The organism is Clostridium sp. UBA871 (assembly GCF_002295255.1).
Lineage (GTDB): Bacteria > Bacillota > Clostridia > Clostridiales > Clostridiaceae > Clostridium_J > Clostridium_J sulfidigenes.
Map to the genome: position 1 here is coordinate 202483 of NZ_DBFV01000011.1, position 24961 is coordinate 227443.

Annotated in this window: 21 protein-coding genes and 3 riboswitches; of the genes, 16 read left to right on the plus strand and 5 right to left on the minus strand. The window is 29.8% G+C overall.

The window, feature by feature from the left end; translation table 11 throughout:
• The first annotated feature begins 215 nt into the window (after positions 1-215).
• The 7 genes from B3086_RS14130 (at position 216) to B3086_RS14160 (ending at position 7206) form a co-directional block, all read left to right on the plus strand.
• Positions 216-1595 (plus strand): bifunctional metallophosphatase/5'-nucleotidase, encoded by a 1380-nt coding sequence (locus B3086_RS14130; protein ID WP_346877619.1) that lies wholly within the window; start codon positions 216-218, stop codon positions 1593-1595.
• An 18-nt stretch (positions 1596-1613) separates the two neighbouring features.
• Positions 1614-2537, plus strand: a complete 924-nt coding sequence (locus tag B3086_RS14135; RefSeq protein ID WP_346877620.1) for a hypothetical protein — start codon at positions 1614-1616, stop codon at positions 2535-2537.
• A gap of 234 nt (positions 2538-2771) precedes the next feature.
• On the plus strand, positions 2772-2927 hold the full coding sequence (locus tag B3086_RS14140; protein ID WP_346893672.1) for a rubredoxin: 156 nt from the start codon (positions 2772-2774) through the stop codon (positions 2925-2927).
• A 197-nt stretch (positions 2928-3124) separates the two neighbouring features.
• Positions 3125-3685 carry a sigma-70 family RNA polymerase sigma factor gene (locus tag B3086_RS14145; protein WP_346847072.1) on the plus strand — a complete coding sequence of 187 codons (561 nt, stop codon included), beginning with the start codon at positions 3125-3127 and terminating at the stop codon, positions 3683-3685.
• A 2-nt stretch (positions 3686-3687) separates the two neighbouring features.
• Positions 3688-4974: a hypothetical protein gene (locus B3086_RS14150; protein ID WP_346847073.1), complete on the plus strand. Its 1287-nt coding sequence runs from the start codon at positions 3688-3690 to the stop codon at positions 4972-4974.
• Between the two features lie 170 nt (positions 4975-5144).
• On the plus strand, positions 5145-5933 hold the full coding sequence (locus B3086_RS14155; protein ID WP_346893674.1) for a zinc dependent phospholipase C family protein: 789 nt from the start codon (positions 5145-5147) through the stop codon (positions 5931-5933).
• Between the two features lie 10 nt (positions 5934-5943).
• Positions 5944-7206, plus strand: coding sequence for an MFS transporter (locus B3086_RS14160; protein WP_346893676.1), 1263 nt, complete (start codon positions 5944-5946; stop codon positions 7204-7206).
• Positions 7207-7270: 64 nt separating this feature from the next.
• Here B3086_RS14160 and B3086_RS14165 read toward each other — a convergent pair whose 3' ends face one another.
• Positions 7271-8599: an MATE family efflux transporter gene (locus tag B3086_RS14165; RefSeq protein WP_346847076.1), complete on the minus strand. Its 1329-nt coding sequence runs from the start codon at positions 8597-8599 to the stop codon at positions 7271-7273.
• 251 nt (positions 8600-8850) lie between these two features.
• Between B3086_RS14165 and B3086_RS14170 the strand changes: the two genes are divergently transcribed.
• Positions 8851-10101, plus strand: coding sequence for a serpin family protein (locus B3086_RS14170; RefSeq protein WP_346893678.1), 1251 nt, complete (start codon positions 8851-8853; stop codon positions 10099-10101).
• Positions 10102-10215: 114 nt separating this feature from the next.
• Here B3086_RS14170 and B3086_RS14175 read toward each other — a convergent pair whose 3' ends face one another.
• Positions 10216-10875, minus strand: a complete 660-nt coding sequence (locus B3086_RS14175) for an NAD(P)/FAD-dependent oxidoreductase (RefSeq protein WP_414632293.1) — start codon at positions 10873-10875, stop codon at positions 10216-10218.
• Between the two features lie 342 nt (positions 10876-11217).
• Between B3086_RS14175 and B3086_RS14180 the strand changes: the two genes are divergently transcribed.
• The gene (locus B3086_RS14180; RefSeq protein ID WP_346847079.1) at positions 11218-11721 is read left to right on the plus strand and encodes a FliG C-terminal domain-containing protein; all 504 of its coding nucleotides are present in this window, start codon (positions 11218-11220) and stop codon (positions 11719-11721) included.
• A gap of 161 nt (positions 11722-11882) precedes the next feature.
• Complete coding sequence (locus tag B3086_RS14185) at positions 11883-12275, plus strand: bacteriohemerythrin (RefSeq protein ID WP_346847080.1); 393 nt, start codon at positions 11883-11885, stop codon at positions 12273-12275.
• A 64-nt stretch (positions 12276-12339) separates the two neighbouring features.
• Here B3086_RS14185 and hcp read toward each other — a convergent pair whose 3' ends face one another.
• Positions 12340-13998 (minus strand): hydroxylamine reductase, encoded by a 1659-nt coding sequence (gene hcp / locus B3086_RS14190; protein ID WP_346877629.1) that lies wholly within the window; start codon positions 13996-13998, stop codon positions 12340-12342.
• 185 nt (positions 13999-14183) lie between these two features.
• Between hcp and nth the strand changes: the two genes are divergently transcribed.
• Together nth and B3086_RS14200 are read left to right on the plus strand one after the other, a co-directional pair.
• Complete coding sequence (gene nth / locus B3086_RS14195) at positions 14184-14825, plus strand: endonuclease III (protein ID WP_346878076.1); 642 nt, start codon at positions 14184-14186, stop codon at positions 14823-14825.
• 26 nt (positions 14826-14851) lie between these two features.
• Positions 14852-16024: an NAD(P)-dependent malic enzyme gene (locus B3086_RS14200; RefSeq protein WP_346878077.1), complete on the plus strand. Its 1173-nt coding sequence runs from the start codon at positions 14852-14854 to the stop codon at positions 16022-16024.
• Between the two features lie 119 nt (positions 16025-16143).
• Here B3086_RS14200 and B3086_RS14205 read toward each other — a convergent pair whose 3' ends face one another.
• Together B3086_RS14205 and B3086_RS14210 are read right to left on the minus strand one after the other, a co-directional pair.
• Positions 16144-16755, minus strand: coding sequence for a HutD family protein (locus tag B3086_RS14205; protein WP_346878078.1), 612 nt, complete (start codon positions 16753-16755; stop codon positions 16144-16146).
• A 99-nt stretch (positions 16756-16854) separates the two neighbouring features.
• A complete protein-coding gene (locus B3086_RS14210) occupies positions 16855-17343 on the minus strand; it encodes a thioredoxin family protein (RefSeq protein ID WP_346877632.1) in 489 nt (162 codons plus the stop codon).
• Between the two features lie 279 nt (positions 17344-17622).
• On the opposite strand from B3086_RS14210, the gene pepT reads away from it, so the two are divergent.
• The 4 genes from pepT to B3086_RS14230 all read left to right on the plus strand — a co-directional run.
• On the plus strand, positions 17623-18840 hold the full coding sequence (gene pepT / locus B3086_RS14215; RefSeq protein ID WP_346894096.1) for a peptidase T: 1218 nt from the start codon (positions 17623-17625) through the stop codon (positions 18838-18840).
• Positions 18841-18926: 86 nt separating this feature from the next.
• Positions 18927-19232, plus strand: a complete 306-nt coding sequence (locus tag B3086_RS14220) for a hypothetical protein (RefSeq protein ID WP_346847087.1) — start codon at positions 18927-18929, stop codon at positions 19230-19232.
• 255 nt (positions 19233-19487) lie between these two features.
• On the plus strand, positions 19488-20816 hold the full coding sequence (locus B3086_RS14225) for a S1C family serine protease (RefSeq protein WP_346877633.1): 1329 nt from the start codon (positions 19488-19490) through the stop codon (positions 20814-20816).
• Positions 20817-21085: 269 nt separating this feature from the next.
• A riboswitch (cyclic di-GMP riboswitch) is annotated at positions 21086-21168 on the plus strand.
• 207 nt (positions 21169-21375) lie between these two features.
• Positions 21376-21457: riboswitch (cyclic di-GMP riboswitch) on the plus strand.
• Positions 21458-21640: 183 nt separating this feature from the next.
• Positions 21641-21722: riboswitch (cyclic di-GMP riboswitch) on the plus strand.
• A gap of 73 nt (positions 21723-21795) precedes the next feature.
• The coding region (locus tag B3086_RS14230; RefSeq protein WP_346893680.1) for a collagen binding domain-containing protein at positions 21796-24961 on the plus strand (3166 nt) is incomplete at its 3' end.

A 24961-nucleotide genomic window follows, 5' to 3' on the forward strand; every position in this document is an offset into this window, starting at 1 on the left:
TCCTTGAATTAATTTCTACCTAATAGTATGTTATGTTATATATGTAATATTTGTGAAAATAAATTTCAATTTCAACGAAGTTTTTATATAAATATTCCATGGTATGTTGTAAAATATTTATATATATGGATATATATAATGTTCGTTGATTTAGCTAAAAATATTTTTATGTAAATTTTATAACGATTTATTAACATATACAAAGGAGATGTATTATGGAATTACAAATATTACATACTAACGATATACATAGCAATTTTGAAAATTTAGCAAGAATAACTACAAAAATTAATGAGTTAAAAAATGATGATACAATTGTATTAGATGCAGGAGATCTAGCAGATTTTAAAAGAGTAGAAGTTAATGGAACTAAGGGGAAGGTTGCAATAGATTTACTTCAGGAAGCTGAATATGATGCTATTTCCATTGGAAATAATGAGACCTTTGATGGAATTCATACTTTAGAAGGATTAACCTCTGATGGAAGGATACCTTTTTTGAGTTGTCATATAAGAAAACTCAATGGTGGGGAAATAGAAGGGCTAAGCAAAAGTATAATAATTAATAAAGCAGGATTAAGGATATTAATTATAGGTGCTTCTCCAAATTTAAATGAGTTTAGTACAAGCTGTGGATTAGATATTTTAGATTATCTTCAGGGAATAAATAAGGAGATAAATAATAATAAGGGTAAATATGATATATGTATAGTTCTATCCCATTTAGGTATGGATAAGGATGAAGAGATTGCAACAAAAATTTCAGAGGTAGATGTAATAATAGGAGGACATTTTCATATCCTTATGGATGAACCTAAGATCATAAATAATACCATAATCAATACCTCAGGACAGTTTGGAGAACACTTGGGAGTATTGAAACTATCTATAAAAGATAATAAAGTAAGTTTAGTAAAAGGCGAAAATATAAATATAGAAGGCTTAGATATGGATAAAGGTATAATTAAAGTATTAAAGAAGAATAAAGAGATAGCTTTAAATAATCTTTCTATACCACTATATGAAGTTAAAGAAAATTTATGGCATGATGTAATAGAAGAAAATCCTATTACTAACTTATTAGCAGATGGACTATCTAAAGTTTATAATTGTGATTTTGCTTTCATAAATAGTGGAGTATTAAATGGAGGAATAAAAAAAGGTGCAGTAACTAATCTTAAGCTATTACAAATAGAGCCATCTCCATTAAATCCTACATACTTTGAAATTGAAGGTAAATATATATTAGAAGCTATTAAGGAAAGTTTAGATGGGGACATAGTTTTAGCTGATGGTAGGGGACCAGGTTTTAGAGGAAAATATGTAGGAAGACTTCATTTTTCTAGAAATGTAAAGATTAAATATAGGGAAAGAGAAGTACTAGAAGTTATTATAAATGGACAACCCCTTAAGGAAGATAAAGTTTACAGGGTAAGTAGCTCTGATTATCTTCATAGAGGTTCTGGATATAAAGATTTAAAGAATAATTCTAATCATAAATATGATGATAGATACATAAGAGATATATTAAGAGAATATTTATGTGATGAAGATATGGTTAATAAAGCATTAGAAGATAGATGGATAAGAATATAGTTATGAAAGGGGATTGAAGTGGAAGATAATAAATTATTAGAGAAAAATAAAAAGGTAAAAAGAAGAGTTATTATAGGATTTATAGTTTTGATATTGCTTAATCTGTGGGGTTTGTTAAAAGTTAATTCTCTTAGACAAGACCTAGATAGCTTACGAGGTGATATTTATAATCAGTATAATGATATGAGGACATCCTTAAGTAGCATTAATACCACCGTAGGAGAAACCCTAAAAAAGCAAGGGAGTATTTTAAGTGACTTTAGTTACTCAGTAGAAGGGCTAGATGCAGAAAACAAAACCATTAGTATTAATCTTAAAGGAACTCCTAAGGTATATAAAGAAGGATTAAAGTTTTATTTTAACTATGACTGTAGCGATGGAGATAGTAAGAGTGTTGAAGGTAAATTAGATAAAGCTTTAAACTATAGTGCAAAGATAGCAGTTCCCATAAGGAGTACTGTTAAATTTGGATTTACTTTAGACTATGGAGAAGAAGTGAAAAAAGAAACATGGGAAGATGAATATATAGATCAAATGGAGTATCAACTTCAAATTATGCCTCAACCTTTTAAAGGGAAATATGAAACAAAGGGTGATGAAGTTATAATTGATGGACGGATTGAAAGTGTCATTTATCCAAGTTCTATAAAAGGAAATTCTGTAGAAGAAGCTTCATGTAAGATAAGAATAAATGAGGAAGTTATAGATGAAATTAAATTAGAAAAAAGTAATGAATCTTCAAGTGAAGTTAGTAATTATACTGGAACTATCAAAGAGAAATATAAATTAAAAAATGGAGATATGTTAGATGTGTTAGTTGAGGTTCAAGACACCTATGGATTTAAATATAAATATTACCCTATGACGTCAATTAATAATAATGGTACACTTAATAAGTTGGAGTCCTCTGGGGGAAATACTTTTATACAGGTAGAGCCATAGAATCTTGAAAAGGCAAGTATATAACTATGTAAATATAAAAATATAAAACTTTACAACTAGGAATATATATAACTAGTTAAATAGTTGTTTTGTTCATGGGACTTTAAGGAGATTTACAATTTAAATAGGATGACTAAAGCTACATCAAAGGGTAAGAGATTAATAATCCTGAGTTGGTAATTTAACTAACATAAGGAGTTTATTAATATAATTTTATATTGAGGAGGAATTGATATGAAAATTTATAAATGTAGTGTATGTGGCTACTTGTATGATGAAAGCCAAGAAGAGGTATCTTTTGCAGAATTAAAAGAAGACTGGAGATGTCCTGTTTGTAAAAGGGATAAAAGTTTCTTTAAACCATTAGAGGAAATAGATTCTGTAGATTAGATAAGTAAGTAATTAGAGAAGTAAATAATTAAATAATGTTTAATTTAAGAGTGTCTTAAAATATTGGATTATATTTTAGTAAAAACTAAAGTATAGTATATTTTAAGACACTTTTTATATTTAATTTTATAATTTTGTAAGAAAAGCTATATTGCTTTCGATATATAGGGTGAAGAAGGAAATTTGGAGGAGATTTAATGAGGGTGGATAAAGACAATTTTATTGCAGAATTAAAAAGAAAAAATCCTAAAGCTCTTGATTATATCATTGATATATATGGGCCCTTAGTAAAAGGAATTATATCTAAAACCTTATGTTCTGTAGAGGATAAAGGTTTAATTGAGGAATGTATGTCAGATGTATTTATGGCAATTTGGGTTAATGGGTATAAGTTTACTGGGGATAGTTCTAAGTTTAAAAGTTGGATAGGGGCTATCACAAAATTTAAAGCAATTGATTACTACAGAAAGTATGGTAAAAAAGAAAATAACCAGCTTATGGATGAAGCCATCACTGATGGTAAAAGTGCAGAAGATCATTATCTTGATGATATAGAAAATAGCAGGTTAGTAAGTATTATAGAAAGTATGGAGGAACCAGATAAAACTATATTTATAATGAAATTTTTACTTGGAGAGAAGAGTAAAAGCATTAGTGAAGCATTAAAGCTTTCTGTAAGTAATATAAATACTAGAATTAGTAGAGGCAGAGAAAGGATAAGAAGAGAGTACTATAAGGAAGCTAGGGAGGGGGTATAGTTATGGATAATAAGGATATATATGATAAATTTAATGAGATTGATTTTGATATAAGTGAGTTTGAAGAAATTCCTATGGATGAAGTTGAAAAACAGAGATTGAAGAAATCCTTGAAGGAGAAAAACGGGAAAATGCAAAAGTCTATGAAGAAGTATAAAGTGGCTGCAGTGGTTGCTATATTAGCCCTATTAATAGGCATGTCACCTTTAGGCAAGGAAGTCATTGCGCAGATAGCTGAAAAACTAATATTTACTCCTTCCCAAGGCATTATAAAACAGCAAGTAGATAAAGAGCTATATATGCTAGAAGAACCAGTAAGAATTAATATTGATGATAGTTCTGCATTAGTAAAAAGTATTACAAATGATGGTGAGAATATATATGTTGAAATGTGGTTTAACCAGGATGCAGAAGCTGAAGACATTGGGAATCAAAGAGAAATAATAAACAACTTAAAATTAAAGACTAGTGATGGAAATATGTATAATGTAGGATTAACTAGCTTTGCAAGTGGAGGGTATGCAGGATTTGCTTTTCAGCAGGGTGAGGGTTTAATAACAGATTTTAAGTTGCACTATAAGGATAAAGATATAGGTGAGTTTAATTTAAAAAAGGTAGATTTTAAAAATAGTTATGATGAAATTGGTGGAAATGCCATAGATAAAGAAGTTCTTTTAGGGGCAACTAGTTATTATGAAGAGGGAGAAAGATATTTTAAAATATGGAGCAATATAGATTATCAGCAGCGTGAAGATTACACCATTAGTTTAGATGCCATTGGAAAAGTTGAAGTTAGGGATGAAGAAGGTACTTTACTATCTATAGAAAATGCTAATGATGGAACTGGGAGAGCTTTTAAAATATTAGATCCTTACAAAGGCAAATTAGATATAAAAATAAAGGATATAGATATAAATTATGTTTTAAAAGAAGGAGGTAAATTAGCTATAAAAATTCCTAAGAAGGGTGAAACTTCTGAAATAAATGAAGACCTTAAACTTAAAGGGCTTCAAGATAGTATTAAAGCTGCTTCTATCACAAATAAAGGTGGAGAGTATACTATACACTTTTATTTTAGTAATAATTATGATGAAAGTAGAACAATATTTATGGTAAGAGAAAATTTTAGAACTGGTGGTGCCATGGGTGATATGGAAAATCAGCAAGGTGAGGTATACCTAGATAATGAAGATTTAAGTATTACAGAAAGATTTTTAAGAAAAATATATATAGATGTAAATAATATTTTAGTTCATCAAGAGGGTAATTGGCAGTTCATAGTGGAATAAATTATAAAAGCACTAGCTTTAATTAGTTGGTGCTTTTATAATTAAATTAGGAATATTAATAGTATAAGGATTTACAAGAATTTTACCTTAATATAACTCACTTAAAACATAAGAAATATATAATTATAACAGAAGTCAGAATATTTAATGAATTTGAAAGGTGGATTTATATGCCCGCAAGTTATACTCACTATAGTTTTGGACATACTGTCTTAGAAAAACTGCCCCATGGGATAAAAGATATTATAACCCAAAATAAAGAAGCATATTATATAGGGCTTAATGGTCCAGATATACTTTTTTATTATAAGCCCTTATTTAAGAATGAAATAATTAAGTATGGACATAGATTACATGATGAAAAGGCCTATGGATTTTTAGAAAGGTCGAAAAAGTATATTAAAGAAAGTAAGGATGAGATTTGTCTCTCTTATATTTTAGGATTTGTATGTCACTTTGTCCTTGATAGTAGTTGTCATCCTTTTATTGCAGAAGCTATGAAGGAAAGTAATATATCTCATGCTGAAATAGAAGCAGAGTTAGATGGAGCATTAATGAGGAGAAATAATTTAAGTCCACAAAGGCATAGTGCAGGAGCTCATATTATTCCTAATAAGGTTATAGCAGCACATATTGCTAGCATTTATGATAATGTTAGTGGAAAAGAAATATATAAATGCCTTAAGTCTGTAAGGTTTTATAATAAACTACTATTATGTGAAAACAATTTGAAAAGAAAGATTATAAAAGGCTTATTAGGCTTAATTAAAGGTGGAGAAGGCTTTAGCCGTATGATAATTAATGTAGAACCAAATATAAAGTGTATAGAAATAAATAAAAGGCTTTTAAAGCTTTATGAAGAGGCTATAGATGAGGCAGTACATAGAGTTGAAGAGTACTATAGTGCTATAAAAAGTAATGACAACCTGAGGGAATTCTTCAATAGAAATTTTCTATAGGAGGGGTAAAATGAGTAAATTTACTAAGTTAGAAAAGCAGTGGATTCTATATGATGTAGGAAACTCAGCTTTCACCATGTTGGTGTCTACTATAATTCCTATTTACTTTAAAAATGTTGCGAGTTTATCAGGGATTTCACCAGCAGATTCAACAGCTTACTGGGGTTATGCTGTATCCTTATCTACAATTATTGTAGCGATACTTGGACCTATACTTGGAACCGTAGCGGACACTAAAGGTTATAAAAAACCACTATTTTCATTATTCATGATGTTTGGAGTGCTAGGTTGTGCAGCTTTAGCTCTTCCAGTACCATGGATTGTATTCCTAGCTATATTTGTCATAGGAAAGGTTGGTTTTTCAGGAAGCCTTATTTTTTATGATGCCATGCTCAACGACATAACTACTGATGATAGAATGGATGAGATATCATCTCATGGATATGCTTGGGGGTATATCGGAAGTTGCATTCCTTTTACAGTAAGTTTACTTCTCGTACTTTTTGCAGATAAAATTGGACTTACAACTGCCATGGCAACGGGGACAGCCTTTATATTAACTGCTCTATGGTGGTTACTAATAACAATGCCCCTACTAAAGAACTATAAACAAAAGTATTATGTTGAAAAAGGAAATAAGCCAGTGGCAGAAAGTTTTAAGAGGCTAGGTAAGGTTCTTTTAAACATTAGAAAAAACAAGAAGATTTTTTTATTCCTCCTTGCATTTTTCTTCTATATAGATGGAGTTCATACAATTATAAGCATGTCCACATCCTATGGAAAAGATGTTGGAATTACAGATAGTAATTTACTATTAGCATTACTCTTAACTCAAGTAGTTGCTTTTCCTTGTGCTATTTTATTTGGAAGATTATCTAAAAAGTTTAAAAGTGATAAGTTAATAGCAGCTTCAATTATGGGTTATATAGCAATAACCATATTCGCATTACAGCTAGATAAAGCGTGGGAATTCTGGATTCTTGCAGTATGTGTTGCAGTATTTCAAGGGGCAATTCAAGCATTATCAAGATCTTATTTCTCAAAAATTATTCCTAAGGAGAAATCTAGTGAATACTTTGGACTATATGATATATTTGGCAAAGGGGCTGCTTTCATGGGAACTATGCTTATGAGTATAGCAACCCATATAACAGGAAACTCTAAGGCTGGGGTAGCAGGAATTGTGGTAATGTTTATTTTTGGACTTATAATATTTAAAGCAGCAGATAAAGTAAATATATCTATAGAAAAAGAAACTACTATTAGTTTATAAATTTAAAATATTATATAAAAACCTCTTATAGATACTTAAAGGAGTAATCTGTAAGAGGTTTTTATTATTTATTTATATTCCTTATAAACCTTTTTATAAAGGATATGCCAATTATATCTGCAATGAACCAACCTATAGGAATAGACCACCAAATTGCAGTTATACCAAAGGTAGGAGCTAGCCAATAGGAAATTCCGACACGAAGTCCTAAGGATATAATAGTAAGAAAAATAGATATATTAGTGGAACCTATACCTCTATAAAAACCATAGAACATGAAAAGATATCCAATGAGAAAGTAAAATACACTTACTATACATAGATATTGAGAGCCGTAAGCTATAATTTCAACTTCTGATGGAGATATAAATATAGTCATTAATTGTTTTGAAAATATTACTACAATTGCTGATATTATAATGCAAAATAAGGTAATAATCTTGAATGAAGATTTTACTCCTTTTTTTATTCTTAAAGCTTCACCGGCACCTTTATTTTGGGCAATATAGGTGGAAAAAGCATTACCAAAATCTTGAACAGGCATATAAGCAAAGGAATCTATTTTAACAGCTGCTGCAAAGGCTGCCATTATTGATACTCCAAAGGAGTTTACTAGGCCTTGAATTAATAAAATTCCGAAATTCATTATAGATTGTTGGATACTTGTTAGAAGGCTATAATTTGCTACTAACTTTAAAATCTTTATATCTATTTTAAGGTCGCATTTTTTAAATCTAATTTCAGGTAGTTTGATAAAACAATATATGGCTGTTAAAATTCCAGAGATGCCTTGAGCTATTATGGTAGCATAAGCTGCCCCTGCAATACCAAGATTAAACACAGTTATAAAAACAATATCAAGAACTATATTAATTATGGCTGCTATTATTAAGAATACAAGAGGTATAAAGGAATTTCCAACAGAACGAAGTAAACAGCAAAAATAATTATAGATAAAGGTAAAGCTTATACCGTAAAAGATTATAATTATATACTGTTTAGCATCATTAAATAAACTCTGTGGGGTATTCATAAAAATTAAGATATTGTCAGTAAAGAAAATAGCACATAAATTAATTATGATAGTTATTAAGCCGATAAAGATAAAGGCAGTAAAAATACTACTTTTTAATTTAGCATTATCTTTAGCTCCGAAGCATTGAGAAAATACAACGGATGCGCCCATACAAAGTCCCAGAATAATAGATGTTAAAAATACTATAATTGTAAAAGAAGATCCAACTGACGCTAAAGCAGATGCTCCTATATATTTACCAACGATTATGGAGTCGGCGATATTGTATAATTGCTGAAATATATTTCCTATAATAAGGGGAATGGCAAAGCTTATTATAGCTTTGGTTTCATTTCCTTTAGTTAAATCCTTAGTCATATAAACCTCACTTTATTAATTCAATATTTTTATTCTACATTAACATTTTTTTATATCATAATTTAGTAATACCTATACTTAAATTTAGTAAAATGCTTTCAAGATATAGGTAATTATTAAGGCATTACATGTCCATTATACAATAGAAAATAATTTAATCAATTGATTATTAGATTTATAATAATATAAAAAATAGCACTATAACACTTTAACAGCGTATATAAAGTGAAACTAAATTTAGAGGTGAGGTTATGAAATTAAAAAAGATAATTTCTTTAATGCTTATAGCTATAATAGCTACTTCTTTAATTGGATGTGAGAAATTTTATAGTAAAAATAAGGAAGAGATTTCAGCTAAAGAGGTGGATAAAGAAGTGGTTGAGAGCAATAATAAATTTGCATTCAATATATTCAAAGAAATTTCAAAGGATGAAAATAATAAGAATGTGTTTATATCTCCTTTGAGCATTTCCATGGCACTTACTATGACCTATAATGGAGCTAAAGAGAATACAAAGGCAGAGATGAATAAGGTACTAGGCTATGAAGGAATGAATGATGATAAGATAAATAATAGTTATAAAATTCTTCATAGTTATTTGGAGAATGTAGATGAAAATGTAAAGCTAAATCTAAGTAACTCTATATGGATAAGAGAAGGTCAGCATATAAATAAAGAATTTATAAACATTAATAAGGATATCTTTGGTGCAAAAGTGGATAACTTGGACTTCTCTAAATCCTCATCTGTGGATAAAATTAATAATTGGATTGAAAAATCTACTAATAACATGATTAAAGATATGCTAAAAGGTCCTATTGATGGTGATGTTATTATGTATTTAATTAATGCTATATATTTCAAGGGACAATGGCAAGAACCCTTTGATACAAACAATAATACTATAGGTGAGTTTACAAATTCAAAGGGAGATAAAACAGAGATAGACTTTATGAGGAAGGTTGCGGCTGATGATAAAACCTTTTATGGAGAAAAGGATGATTTTAAAATTATAAAAATGCCTTATGATAGTGGAAAAGTATCTATGTATGCAGTACTACCAAAGGAAGGTTTAAGTATAGATAATTTTATAAATAATTTAGATATGAATAAGTGGAATTCTATAAAAAAATCCATTGGAAAAGAGCCGGAAGCTGTTAATGTAAGCTTTCCGAAGTTTGAAATGGAATATGGAACTAAAGAATTAAAAGGATCTCTAGTGGCCCTAGGAATGAAGGATATTTTTAGTGATAGAGCTAATCTTAGTGAAATAAGGGAAAATATATATGTTAGTAGCGTTTTACATCAAGGGAAAATAGAAGTAAATGAAAAGGGAAGTGAAGCAGCTGCAGTTACTATAGTTGAAGTTAGGGAAACTGCAATGCCAATAATTAATGACCCTAAAGAGTTTATAGCTGATAGACCTTTTGTATTTATTATAGAAGATGAAGAAAGTGGAACCATACTATTCATGGGTAAACTAGAAGAAGTGAAAAAATAATAAAGGGAAAAGATAACAGGAGTTAATAAAAACTCCTGTTATTTGCCTTTAATTAGCTTATTTATAATACATGGTTAATCTTTTCTTCATCATTTACTAAAATCATAAAAAATTCTAACACCTACTTAGAACTTCTTTTTTAAAGTTTTCTATTGAAATTCTTTCAATAAAAAAACTTAATTTTTCTCCATCATGAGCATTTTCTTTATAAAAATCAAATATAGCATCTACTAAATTTAAAGTGTCCTCTTCTGATAAATCATTAGCTATAATATCTGCAATCCTAGGGTTATATCCAGCTGAACCACCTGCTGTTACCATGAGTTTACCATTAATATCTGCTATAACACCCACATCTTTACTATAAACACTTCCACAAGCATTTCTGCATCCAGCTACACCTATTTTAGTTCTACAAGGCATATCCATCCATTGATATTTTTTAGATAATTTCATACCTATACCAATTGTATTAAATTTTGATCTTTTACAATATCCTGCTGGACACATCTCTACATTTTTAACGGAATTTTGAGTTTTAACAGCGGGTTCCATATGTAGTTCATCCCATATTTGAGGTAGATCATTTTCCTCTAAATTAGTTATTAAGATTCTTTGTCCAGATGTTATTTTTATAACTCCATTATACTTCTTAGCTACCTTAGCTATTTTTTCAAGGTTTTCTGGAGTTATAAAACCTCCAGGAATATGAGGTGTTATACCATATTTTCTTTTACCATCCCTTATTTTTTGAAGATTCCCGTAATGTGCCAAAACATATTGCCTCCTATATTTTTTAAATATATTATACCTCATTTAATAAGAACTAATCTACTTGACCTTGCTGAATTCAAAAGAGTTATGATAATGAAGGTACTTAAATTTGTAAAGGAATGAATGTCATCATGTAACTACTATGCCATATTTTTATTTAATACTTAAAAGAGAACTAAATTTATTTCCTATTGTAGGTTTTTGTCTGTACACACAAAGTAGTTCAGTAATAATTGTTAATTATTTGAAACAAATACAGGTTATTATTTCATTTTTAGGAAAGTGGTACGAGTATATAATTATAAATTTATTTATACCAATGGGGTTTATGGGGGAATTATTATGAATTTAACTTTTTTTGTGTCATTGCTATCAGTAGAACTAAGGACCAAATATTATGAAGAAATTATTAGGAATGGACAAGTAACAGAAGAACTTTGGAAGGAAATATCCTACTATCTAGAAAAAACATACAAAGAACTCTTAAGTGTTGAAGAACAGATAATAGAATTACTAAGGAATCTTGAAGATGTTGAAAAATCTAGATTAATGATGACAATACAAGAAAATGACATATATTTATTTAACAAAATATCTATGAAACTATTTAGTTTTGAGGATATTATTAGTATAGATAGGGAAAGAGTGAAAACAGTTCTGTGTAAATTAGATATGGATACTCTATGTAAAGCTATATTAGGAGCTTCACCAAGAGTTATTTATTATATTCAAAATATATTTCCAGATATTGATTTTGTAGAGGCGAGAAGAAAATTAGGAAGTGTTCAATTGTATGAAATACTTCAGGCTCAAGATAAGATAATAATGGAAATAAATAATAAGTAATAAAAGTTTAAGTTAAGGGATTATACACCATTTTATTACTTGAAGTTATAGAAGAATATTGACTTATATGGTATTATGTAGTCCTAGAGTGAAATAGTTCAAAAAATTCATGTTGAACGTATTTAACTAGCACTATTGAGAGAAGTTGGAGGGTAATTTAAATGTACGAAATGAAGGAAGAATTTAAAACAGGAATAGAGATTATTGATAATGAACATAAAATGCTTTTTGAAATAGCTGATAAAATTTATGAGTTATTAAATAATGAGTTCATTATTGATAAATATGATAGAATAGTAAATTTAATTGAAGAATTAAAAGGGTATGCTGCTCTTCACTTTAGAGATGAAGAAGCCTATATGGAGAGTATAAATTATAAAAAAATGTTTACTCAAAAAATAGATCATGATAACTTTATAAAAAAATTAGAGGAAATAGATTTAAATAAAATTGATGAGAATCAACATAAATATATTCTTGATTTATTAGAATTCGTAAATCAGTGGTTAGTAAGTCACATTCTTGAAAAAGACAAGCTGATTGCACAAGGGTAAGTTTTTGTGAACTATATAAAAATATAAAAATAAATGGTAGTCCTATGGGCTACCATTTAATATATTAGTTAACTCTTTGTTTAAGACAAGTTTTTAAGTCCTCTTCTGGTGTACTTATAGGAGTTAATTGGAAAGTGTCCACTAAGTATTGAAGTACATTTGGACTTATAAATGCAGGAAGAGAAGGTCCTAGGAATATATTCTTAACTCCTAAGGACAATAAAGCTAGTAAATCAGCTACAGCCTTTTGCTCATACCAAGATAGTACAATAGATAATGGTAATCCATTCACATCAGTTTCAAAGGCATCCGCTAAAGCAGTAGCAATTCTTACTGCAGAATAAGCATCATTACATTGACCTACATCAAGAAGTCTTGGTAATCCAGCTACTTCACCAAATTCAAGTTTGTTAAATCTATATTTTCCACAAGCTAAAGTAAGGATAATACAATCCTCAGGAACCATTTTTGCAAAATCTGTATAGTAGTTTCTTCCAGGTCTTGCACCGTCACAACCACCTATTAAGAAGAAGTGGCGCACTTCACCCTTTTTAACTGCATCAACAATTTTACCAGCATTACTTAAGGTAGCCTTATGACCAAAGCCTACAAGAATTTCTTTTCTGTCTTCAGAAGCAGTAAATCCACCTAATTCTAAAGCTTTATTTATGATTTCAGAGAAGTCCTTTGTTCCATCTTCTTTAAGAGTGACATGTCTAACTCCATCCCATCCAACTACGTTAGTTGTAAATATTCTATCCTTATAGGTTTCTCTAGGTCTCATAAGACAGTTAGTAGTCATGAGTATACAGCCAGGAATGTTATCAAATTCTGTTTGTTGGTTTTGCCATGCACTACCATAGTTTCCTACTAGATGAGGGTATTTTTTAAGTTCAGGATAACCATGAGCAGGAAGCATTTCACCATGGGTATATATATTTATTCCCATACCTTCAGTTTGTTTTAATAGCATCTCTAAATCTTTTAAATCGTGACCAGATACAATTATAAAAGGTCCTTTTTCTACTTTTACATTAACTAGATGAGGAGTTGGATTTTTATAACTTTCAGTATTAGCTTCATCAAGTTTTTTCATGACAGCTACACTCATATCACCAGTTCTCATAGTCATTCTAATTAACTCTTCAACAGATAAGTTATCATTAGTTGTACATTCTAATCCTAGAAAATAGAAGTTATCAACTTGGTCATCATAGTAACCTAAAAATCTAGCTTGGTGTCCATAGGCACTTACTCCCTTTAGACCATAAACAATAGTTTGTCTTAAAGAACGTATATCAGCATCTAAATCTCCATCATACATAATTCCAGCTTTAACGGCATCCTTAAGCATTTCTTCTTTAGTTTTGCTTAAATTATAGGTTGCTTGATCAGGATACGCCTTATCGGTAGATGCCTTACTTCTTAGGTTTTCTTTAATTTTTTGTGATTCTTTAAGCATATTCAAATGGCTTGCTGCATCAAAGTTAACATTAGTTAAAGTTGTAAATAGAGCATTTTCTACAAAACTAACAACTGATTTATCTATAACTTGCTCATTATCAAGTAAATCTTTAGCATAACAACTAATTCCTTTTAACTGATAAATTAATAAGTCTTGTAAATTTGATATTTCAGGGGTTTTACCGCAAACACCTAACTTAGTACATCCCTTTCCCCCTACAGTTTGTTCACATTGATAACAAAACATTGCATTATCCATTTAATAATCCTCCTTATTGTATTAAGTTTTTTATAGTATTTGTTTATAAAATAATATTATTCTTTTATAAATAAATACATACTAATTAAACTCTTATTTAATTAAGTAAAATAATAAAAATCTGATATAATAGAAGTGAACTAACTAGGAATACTACAATCATTGAAATTTATTGAGGTGATTTTATGAATAAAGAAAAACGAAAGAAAATTTTAGAAATATTAGAAGAGACCTATAGAGGAGCTGCCTGCGGGTTAGATTTTAGAACACCCTTTGAACTTTTAGTATCAACTATACTTTCTGCTCAATGTACAGATGAGCGAGTTAACATAGTTACAAAGGAATTATATAAGGAGTATAATACTCCACAGGCTATACTAACTTTAAGTGAAGAAGAATTAGGTAAAAAGATTCATAGTTGTGGATTCTATAAAAATAAAAGTAAAAATATATTAGGGGCATGTAAATCCATTGTAGAAAAACATAATGGTCAAGTTCCAAGAACTATGGAAGAACTTATAGCCCTTCCAGGAGTAGGTAGGAAAACGGCTAATGTGGTTTTATCTAATGCTTTTGGAGTGCCTGCTATAGCTGTAGATACCCATGTGTTTAGAATTTCTAATAGAACAGGTTTTGCACCTGGAGATAATGTAGAAATTGTTGAAGAAAAACTTATGAAGTACATACCAAAGAACATGTGGAGTGATGCACATCATTATATTATTTGGCATGGAAGAAAAATATGTGCTGCTAGAAAGCCAAAGTGTCATGAATGTCCTATAGCACCTTATTGTGATTACTTAAATAAGGCATCTTCAAAAAAATAGATTATTTTAATTAGGAGGATTTAATTATGTCATATGGTGAACAATCTTTAAAAATGCACAAGGAGAAGAAGGGAAAACTAGAGGTTATAAGTAAAATTCCTGTTAATACAAGAGAAGACTTATCTATAGCGTATACTCCCGGAGTTGCAGAGCCTTGCATTGAAATATCTAAGGATAGAGATAAGGTTTATGATTATACAATAAAATCTAATACTGTAGCTATAGTATCAAATGGAACAGCAGTATTAGGACTTGGAAATATAGGAGCAGAAGCTTCAATTCCAGTAATGGAAGGAAAGGCATTATTATTTAAGGAATTTGCTGGAGTAGATGCTTTCCCAATATGTATTGACAGTGAAGACCCAGAAGAAGTAATAAAAACTGTAAAATTAATATGTCCTGTATTCGGAGGAATAAACCTTGAAGATATAAAGGCTCCTGAATGTTTTTATATAGAAGAAACTTTAAAAAGAGAGTTAAATATTCCTGTATTCCACGATGACCAACATGGAACTGCAGTAGTTGTATTATCAGGTTTATATAATGCATTAAAGTTAACTAAGAAGAATATTAAAGATGTTAAAATAATAATAAATGGCGCTGGTTCTGCTGGAATTGCTATCTGTAAATTGCTTTTAAAGGCGGGAGCAGAAAATATTATCATGTGTGATAGGAAGGGTGCTATTTATGATGGTGGTAACTGTTTATTTGAGTCTCATGAGCAAATAGCAAAGGTTACTAATAAAAATAAAGAATCAGGTTCATTAAAAGAAGTTTTAGTAGGAGCTGATGTGTTTATAGGAGTATCTGGACCTAATATGATAAATTCAGAAGATGTAAAAACTATGAATTCGGATGCAATCATCTTTGCTATGGCTAACCCAACTCCAGAAATAATGCCAGATGAAGCTAAATTAGGGGGAGCTAGAGTAATAGCAACAGGCCGTTCAGATTTTGCTAATCAAATTAATAATGTTCTAGTATTCCCTGGTATATTTAAGGGAGCTCTTACAGTTAGAGCAACAGAAATAAACGATGAAATGAAGTTAGCTGCAGCAAGAGCTTTAGCAAACCTAATTCCAGAAGAAGAATTAAATGAAGAAAACATAATCCCAAATGCCTTAGACAAGAGAGTGTCAGGCAAAGTAGCAGAGGAAGTTATGAGAATAGCAAGAGAAATGGGAGTAGCAAGTCTGTAGAGACTAAAAATATGGAGCATGTACCTATATTAAAGTACATGCTCCATACTTTATAAAAATTAGATTTATATTTTATCACTGTAATTTTCAACAGAGCCATAGATTTGAATAAATAACTTTTAAAAGCCTACTTCTATACTAATGATATTGCAAGGTTGTGAGGAGGCAATTTCTATAGAAGAAAGGCTATCCTTTTCACAACTTTCTATGATTAAGGTGTGATTTTTAGGTAGAGATATATTGTTCCCATCTATTGTAAGGGTTAGGTCTGAATTAGGTGAGAAAAATATATAATTATGATAAGAGTATCTGTTTTTCCTTTTGTTTAAATTCAGCTTTAGTAAAGAACCTTCACTTAAAGTTAGTGCATTCATTACCCCATCACATCCAGGTCCTATCATTAAATTAAAGTCTGTAACAGTTCCAAAGCTTTCTGTGTTTACATCTCCAGAAAATCCATGAACTTCAAAAGGTTCTAAGTGAATTAGAGGACCTTTATTGTGACAAACATCCATGGAACCCTCCAAAGTTGTTATATATCTATAAACTTTTGGAAGATTAGTGAAGGTGGAGTGTTCTAACTCTACAGTGGCAGAACTAATTCTCCATTTAAAGTTTAAATCTTTGTAATTAGAGTCTTTAGGATAAATATATATTTCATTAGTAGTTCCCCCACTCCAATTAGAAGTTTTTATTTTATCCTTTGTTATTATTTCTGTTTTATAACCCATAATATCACCCCATTAATAATTAACATATATAATATTAATACAAAAAACTCATCCATATATGAATAAATATAGGAATGAGTTTTAAAATGTATCACAAAATTAGAGTATTATATCTAAAAGGTCTTTTTCTATTAAATCATTGTATTTTCCGGATCTATATTCTGCAACAAGAACTTTTCTCTCATCATTAGAGATTACAGGAAGTTTTCTAAATAACTCCTTAGGCATTTCTACATAGGCACCCTTAGGATCCATTTCTTCAGTAAAAGTGATTACTGCAGGAATACTTTTGCAGCCTACTGCTTCTTCAAGAAAACCTTCGTAGCCTGTTCTAGGAAATAAATGAACCTTTAAGTTTTGGTTTTCTTCTGAAAGTTTTTGTACGAAAGGAATAGTTACGATACAATCAGGGCAAAAACCTTCTGTAAATATTGCAGCATGAACAACCTTGTCTAGTTTTTTTATTTCTTCCTTAGTATCACTAGAAAGTTCAGTGTCTGCATAGGTTTTATCTTGGATATTTCCATATTTGGCATGTTGTTTTTCTACATACTCCTCAAAGCTTAAGGCTTTATTAAAATCTAACATATTATCTTACCCTCCAATTACTTATAACTAAATTTTGTCTTTTATAAATTAGAATGTATTGTATTAAATTAAAATTATTCAATATAATACATTATGTTAGCATCGAATAGATATAACTTGTTCATGATTATTATAACAAATAAAATTGATAAATAGTAGATATATACAATTTATTAACTTGTAAAAAAAATTAGAGTTTTATATACTAGGGTTATGAGACAAAATAAATATGATAAACAATATGAAATATTTATAAAATTTAAAAAAGGCGGCGATATTATGTCAAAAGTTATAGAAAGATTTTTAGGATATGCTAAGTATGATACACAATCAAGTGATTCTACGGGAACAACTCCAAGTACTGCTAGCCAAAGAGTTTTAGGTGAAGTTTTATTTGAAGAATTAAAAAGAATCGGAATGAGTGATGTTACTATTGATGAAAACAATTACGTAATGGCTACATTGCCTGCTAATACAGATAAAAAAATACCAACTATTGGGTTTATATCTCATATGGATACTGCTCCAGATTATTCAGGTAAAGATGTTAAGCCTCAAATGGTAAATTATGAAGGTGGAGATATTAAATTAAATGCAAATACAGTTTTATCTCCAGTAGATTTTCCTGAATTAAACGACTATATAGGTAAAACTCTTATCACAACAGATGGAACTACATTATTAGGAGCAGACGACAAAGCTGGTATATCAGAAATTGTTACTGCTATGGAATATTTAATTGCAAATCCAGATATAAAACATGGTACAATTAAAGTTGGATTTACTCCAGATGAAGAAATTGGAGAAGGTGCAGATCACTTTGATGTAGAAAAATTTGCTGCAGACTTTGCTTACACTGTAGATGGGGGAGCTGTTGGAGAAATCGAATATGAGAACTTCAATGCTGCTGGTGTTGAAATAGTTATTAACGGAAGAAATGTTCATCCAGGAAGTGCTAAAAATAAAATGGTAAATGCTCAGCAAATAGCTATGGAGTTAAATGGATTATTACCTGTTAATGCAAGACCAGAATACACAGAAGGATATGAAGGCTTCTTCATGCTTTGTGATATGGTAGGAACTGTAGAAAAGACTACTATGTCTTATATCATAAGAGATTTCTTTAGAAATACCTTTGAAGAAAAGAAAACTTTAATTAAAGAAATAGTAGAACTTATTAATAAAAAATATGGTGCAGGCACTATAGAAATTTCAGTAAAAGATCAATACTACAACATGAAAGAAAAAGTAGAACCTGTAATTCATGTAGTAGACACAGCTGTTGAAGCAATGAAAGCTCTTGCTATCGAGCCAATTATAGTTCCTATAAGAGGAGGTACTGATGGAGCAAGATTATCCTTCATGGGACTTCCAACACCAAACATATTTACAGGTGGACATAACTTCCACGGAAAATTTGAGTTCATTCCTGTAGATTCTATGGAAAAGGCAGTAGAAACTATAGTTAAGATAATAACTCTTTATGCAGAAAAATAAAAAATTCTAACATTTATAATACTCATACATAAAAATTAACTCCTTAATACACACTATAGTAAAGTGATTGAGGAGGGCGATATAATATGAGTAATGATAAATCAAGACCAATATATCCACCAGATACACATAACTATTTTGGTGATTTTAGAAGCATAACCCCTATGTCTGATTCAGTTTGGGAAAATGTAAGAGAAGCTGAGATAGAAGCTGCAAAGACAAAAAGTCGAAGAAGTTACAATATGGAGACTAGTGAAGAAATTGCTTTTGATGATTTAAATGAAGATATAAAAAGCGAAAGTGAAATTGACTTTGACTCCATTATAGATGAAGTAGACATGAGTGATCATGGTAATGATTACGGAGATTATGCTAAGAAAAGATTATATTAATATTTCTTAGAGGAAGAATTTATTCTTCCTCTAAGTTAATTTAGGGTTCACATAGGAAACTACTGAAGCTATAAGGCTTTAGTAGTTTTTTAGAATATTATATTTACATATAGGTATTTTTAAATTTTAATCCTTTAAGGACAATTAAGAATTCATTCATATTTTAGTCACTTAACTGACACATAAGTGTTGATAATAATATATATAGATAAGAATAGTAAACAACTTAACTTTTAATAAGGGGGAAGATTTAATATGGATAAAGATATAAACAATAATGAATTAAATAATAATGAAATTAATAACAATAATAACTTAAATGAAAACACCGGTATTAATAAAGATAATAATGACAATAATACTAGTGACAATATAAACTACACTGTGATTCAAGATGTAGAATATACAACAAATGATGACTTAAAATTGAATGAAGTTAATGCTTCATCATGGCAAGAAGAAGAAGAAAAAAAGAAAAAAGATAAAAAGAATAAAGGTAAAGGTTCAGCTAAATCATATATAGCTATAGCTCTAATATGTTCTATATTAGGAGGAGCAATTGGTACAGGTGTTACTTATGGAGCTATGAGAGGCACTATACAATCAGCAATTAAGGAAGCTAAATCAAAAACAAATAACGGTGGAACAACAACAAATATTAATCCTATAAGCAGTATGAATATACCAGAAGTAGTAGCAAAGGTTTCCCCAGCTGTAGTTGGTGTATCAACCACTTCAGTTTCAACTAATGTATTTGGATTTGATATGGGTGAACAAGAAGGCATTGGCTCAGGATTTATTTTTTCAGATGATGGTTATGTACTTACAAACTATCATGTAGTTAAAAATGCTAGTCAAGTTAAAGTTATCTTTAGCACAGGTAAAGAAGTAAGTGCTAAGGTTGTAAACTATCAGGAAGATGCAGATTTAGCAGTTGTTAAGATTACTGATGATGTTGAAATGCCAGGTAAAGTAGAACTAGGAGATTCTGATAGTCTTCAAGCAGGAGAACAAGTTATAGCCATAGGAAATCCACTTGGAAAAGAATATCTAGGCTCTGTAACAACAGGAATTATAAGTGCTGTTAATAGAGGAGTAGCTTTAACTGAAGGTGGAGAGAAAATGAACCTTATCCAAACAGATACTGCTATAAATCCAGGGAATAGTGGAGGACCATTAATAAATTCTCAAGGTGAAGTTATAGGTATAAATACAGCTAAGATAGGCTCTACTGGAGTAGAGGGAATAGGTTTTGCAATTCCAATAAATGATGCCACTGAAAAATTAGATGCCTTAGTAAAACAAAAAATAAAGTTTGGTATAGCAGTTAGAAATATAACTGAAGATTTATCAAAACAATATAATTTACCTGTAGGTATATATATTCAAAGTATTGAAGATTTTAGTATAGCACAAAAGGGAGGACTACAACCTGGAGATGTAATTACTAAAATAGGTAAGAAAACTGTTAAGACCGTTGAAGAATTAAATAAGGAAAAAGAAGCCTACAGTGATGGAGATAGTATTCCTATAGAATTCGTAAGAAAGGGTCAAACAATGCAAGCTACTTTAGTAGTAGAATAATAAAGTTAATACTTATAATTATCCCCTAATTATAATATTATAAATTTCAAATAGGTGTGAAGCTTGAGTTATCAATGTTTCATGCCTATTGTTTTTAGGTAAAAATATAATATTGTTAATGTATAAAATTGTAGGTTAAAACAATAAACATACATATATTATTTTTAGTCATATTTATAGATAATTATGTATTTAATGTAATTAAATTGTTGACTGTTATATATACTTGTGCTAATATCCTCTTATAAAATAGTAGATTAATTAATTATAAGTTTTACGGAAATTCTGAAGTATATACTAATTTGGGCACTTTGTATATATGGAGTTAGTAGTGCAACCGACCTTTATAAGCAATCTTATATTTATATAAGATTGCATGGGGTCGGTTTTAGTTATATAAGTTTAAAACTTGGATATAGAAAATATTAGTATAAAAACCTAAAAGTGTATAGACAAATACTAAACAAAGAGTTATACTTAAGTGGTAAAATATATTAAATAATAACAAATATTAAGTTGATTAGCTCTATTTGCAAACCATTTAATGCAATTTATTAATAGTTTTAAGGAAACACTGAAGTATATACTAATTTGGGCACTTTGTATATACGGAGTTAGTAGTGCAACCGACCTTTATAACCAATCTTATATTTATATAAGATTGGTATGGGGTCGTTTTTTTTATTACAAAAAATTATTAAGGAGGAAGATTAAAAAAGAAATTTAAATCCATATCCAAACTAAAGAAGAAACTATCTGTTTTTATATTTAAGCATAGATTGATTTAATTTTGTTCCATAAAATATTAAATACAATTTACTAATAGTTTTAAGGAAACATTGAAGTATATACTAATTTGGGCACTTTGTATATATGGAGTAAGTAGTGCAACCGACCTTTATAACCAATCTTATATTTATATAAGATTGGTATAGGGTCGGTCTTTTTTTATTGAAAAAAATTATTAAGGAGGAGAATTATGAAAAAGAAGAAATTTATGTCTGCACCTAAGATAAAGAAGAGATTATCTATTTTTATGGCTTTAGTTATTGTAGTTTGTCAAGTTTTAAATATTGTTCCTACAATGCAAGCTAGTGCTATGGATATTACAGGAGATTTCCCATTTATTACTGAAGTAAGATTAACAGGTAATGATGGGAATCCTATAAATGAGTCATCAAATCCCATAAGTAAAAATGAAGAGGTAAAACTAACCTATAAGTTTACTATACCAAATCAGGGGACGGTAAAAAATGGTGATACTTATACTTTGAAAATACCTAAGGAAATCCAAATAATAAGTATACTAAATTTCCCTATTACTCTTGATAATGGTGATACAATTGCAAATGTTAAAATAGAAACTGATGGTAATGTTACCATTACGTTTAATGAATTTGCAGAGAATAATTCCAATGTTTCAGGATTCTTTTTTATTGATACTCAATTTGATCCTGACCAAATAGGAGGACCTAGTCCAGTACCTATTACATTTGAAATTGGAGGAAATTCTTCTTCTGTTATAATTAACGTAAACTTTGAACAACCGGAAGTTCCTGATGCTTCTGCTATAAAGTACGGAAGTTATGACCCTTCTAAAAATGAGATTACTTGGAAAGTAATTGTGAATACAGAAGGAGTCACGGTTAATGATGCTGATATTGTGGACAACATTTCAGTGGGACAACAATTTATACCTGGTTCTGTTACTATAAATGGAGTTAGTGCAGATACAGCAAATTATAACTATGATTATAACAATAATAGATTAACTTATAAATTCCCAAGTGTAATAGAAACAGAGCAAGTAATTACCTTTAAAACTAAGGTAGTAAATCCAGAAGTTTTTAAATCTGAGGGAGCTACAGTATATGAGAAGAATAAAGCAATCTTTAATCATGATGGAACTTTTATAGAATCTAATGAGGCATCAGTAGCTATTTATACAGACTTTATTAGAAAAGATGGAAAGTACGATGTAGAGGCAAAGAGAATTAATTGGACTATTTATATAAATAAGAATGCTCAAAATATTCCCAATGCTGTAGTTACTGATGATATACCAGAAGGGTTAACTTTTGTAGATGGTACTGTTAAGATGGATGGAAACCAAACTGAGGATAATTACTCTTTAGTTGGACAAAAATTTACCTATACTTTCCCAAGTGCTATTAATGAGCCACATATAATCCAATTTTCAACAGATGTAACTGATGGAGATGCTTTTAATTCCAATACAGGGAAAACCTATAACAATAAAGCAACTTTAACTGGTGATGGAGTACCAAGCGATGCTTCAGATGAAAAGGGTGTTGGAGTACCTACTAGCATTATTTCTAAACAAGGCGCAGGATATAATCCAGCTACAGGAGAAATTACTTGGAAGGTTACTATAAATAGTAATAAGATAGCAATAAAAAATCCAGTGGTTACTGATGAAATAAGATTAGGAAAAGAGTATGTAGAGGGTTCTGCTACTATAGATAAAGAGGTTCCAGGAGGAAGCTTTAACTATGTGAAAGCAGCAGAGAGTGATGCTAATAAAACTGGAACATTAACTTATACCTTTAATGGTAATATTAACGAAACTTATACAGTAACCTTTAGAACAAAAGTAACAGATCCCAAGGTTTATGCAGGAAATATGGAAGGATATAGTTACAATAATCAAAATTATTACAATGAAGCTAGATTAACAGGGGACAATATTAAAGAATCTAATGCTTCTAATTGGCAGTATTTAAAAAGTGAAGTTATAAATAAGTCTAGTAGTGATTATGATTATATAACAAGAGAAATTACCTGGAAGATTGTAGTTAATAAAAATAAAATGATTCTTCCTAATGCTTATATAATAGATAATATTAAGGGTGGGCAGGAGTTTGTCCCTAATTCTGTTTTGATTAATGGAATTCTTGCAGAGCCATCAAATTATGTTTATGATGAAACTGCCAAAACCTTAAGATATAATTTCCCTAGTGAAATCAAAGATGAGCAAATAATAACTTTTAAGACTAAAATTACAGATACCTCTATATTTAACACTAATGGAGAAAAGCAGGTTGAGAATACTGCAAAGCTAATAACTGATTTAGTGCCTGGAGGTGTAGAAAGTACAGGAAAAGGTACTATAAAAAGTACTTTAATAGATAAAAAAGCTATCTATGAAAGAGGTAATTCTTATATTGATTGGAATGTAACCATTAACTCTAACAAAATATTAATTAAGGATGCAGCTTTAACAGATATCCTTCAAGAGGGACTTGAACTTGATACCACATCTATAAAACTGTATAAGCAGATTTTAAAACCTGATGGAAACCTTGAAAAAGGGGAAGAGGTTGTTTTAAATCAAAGCAATGTAAAATATAATGCTGAAACAAGAGAGTTTACCTTTATATTACCTTCTCCAACTGAAGAAGCATATATTTTAACCTTTAGAACTGATGTAGTGGACAAAAGTAAGTCACCATTTACTAACGCTATATCCTTTAAAGGTACAGGAATAGAGGGAACTTCTTCTTCAGGAAATGTTGATGTTATATTCCAAGGTGCTGGCGGTGGTGGAGTTGGCGAAACTGGTAGCATTAAGGTTGCAAAAGTAGATAAAAATAACGAAAACATTAAACTGGAAGGAGCTGTATTTGAACTTCTTGATAAGTATGAAAATGTTATAAAAACTTCAGAACCAACAGACTTAACTGGAGAGATTGTATTTAGTAAATTGAAGTTTGATATAGACTATTACGTTAGAGAAAAGGTTGCTCCAACAGGATATACATTAAGTAGTGAATTGTATAAATTTCAACTTAAAAATACTAAAGATGAAAAGAATATAACATATAATTATAAAGATGAAAAGATTAAAGGTGAAATTGAATTCTTTAAAACTGGTGAAAATAATATCCCTCTTGAGGGAGCTGAGTTTACTCTCTATATGATTTCAGACACTTCCTATTCAAATCCTATAGCAATAGCTATAAGTGACGAAAATGGAAAAGTAAATTTCAAAAATGTGGAGTATGGAGAGTATGCAATAAAAGAAACAAAAGCTCCAGAAGGATATATACCTTCAGGGAAAATACTAACTGCTATTATCACTGAAAATGGAAAGATAGTAAAAACAAACCCTGAAAGTATATCTA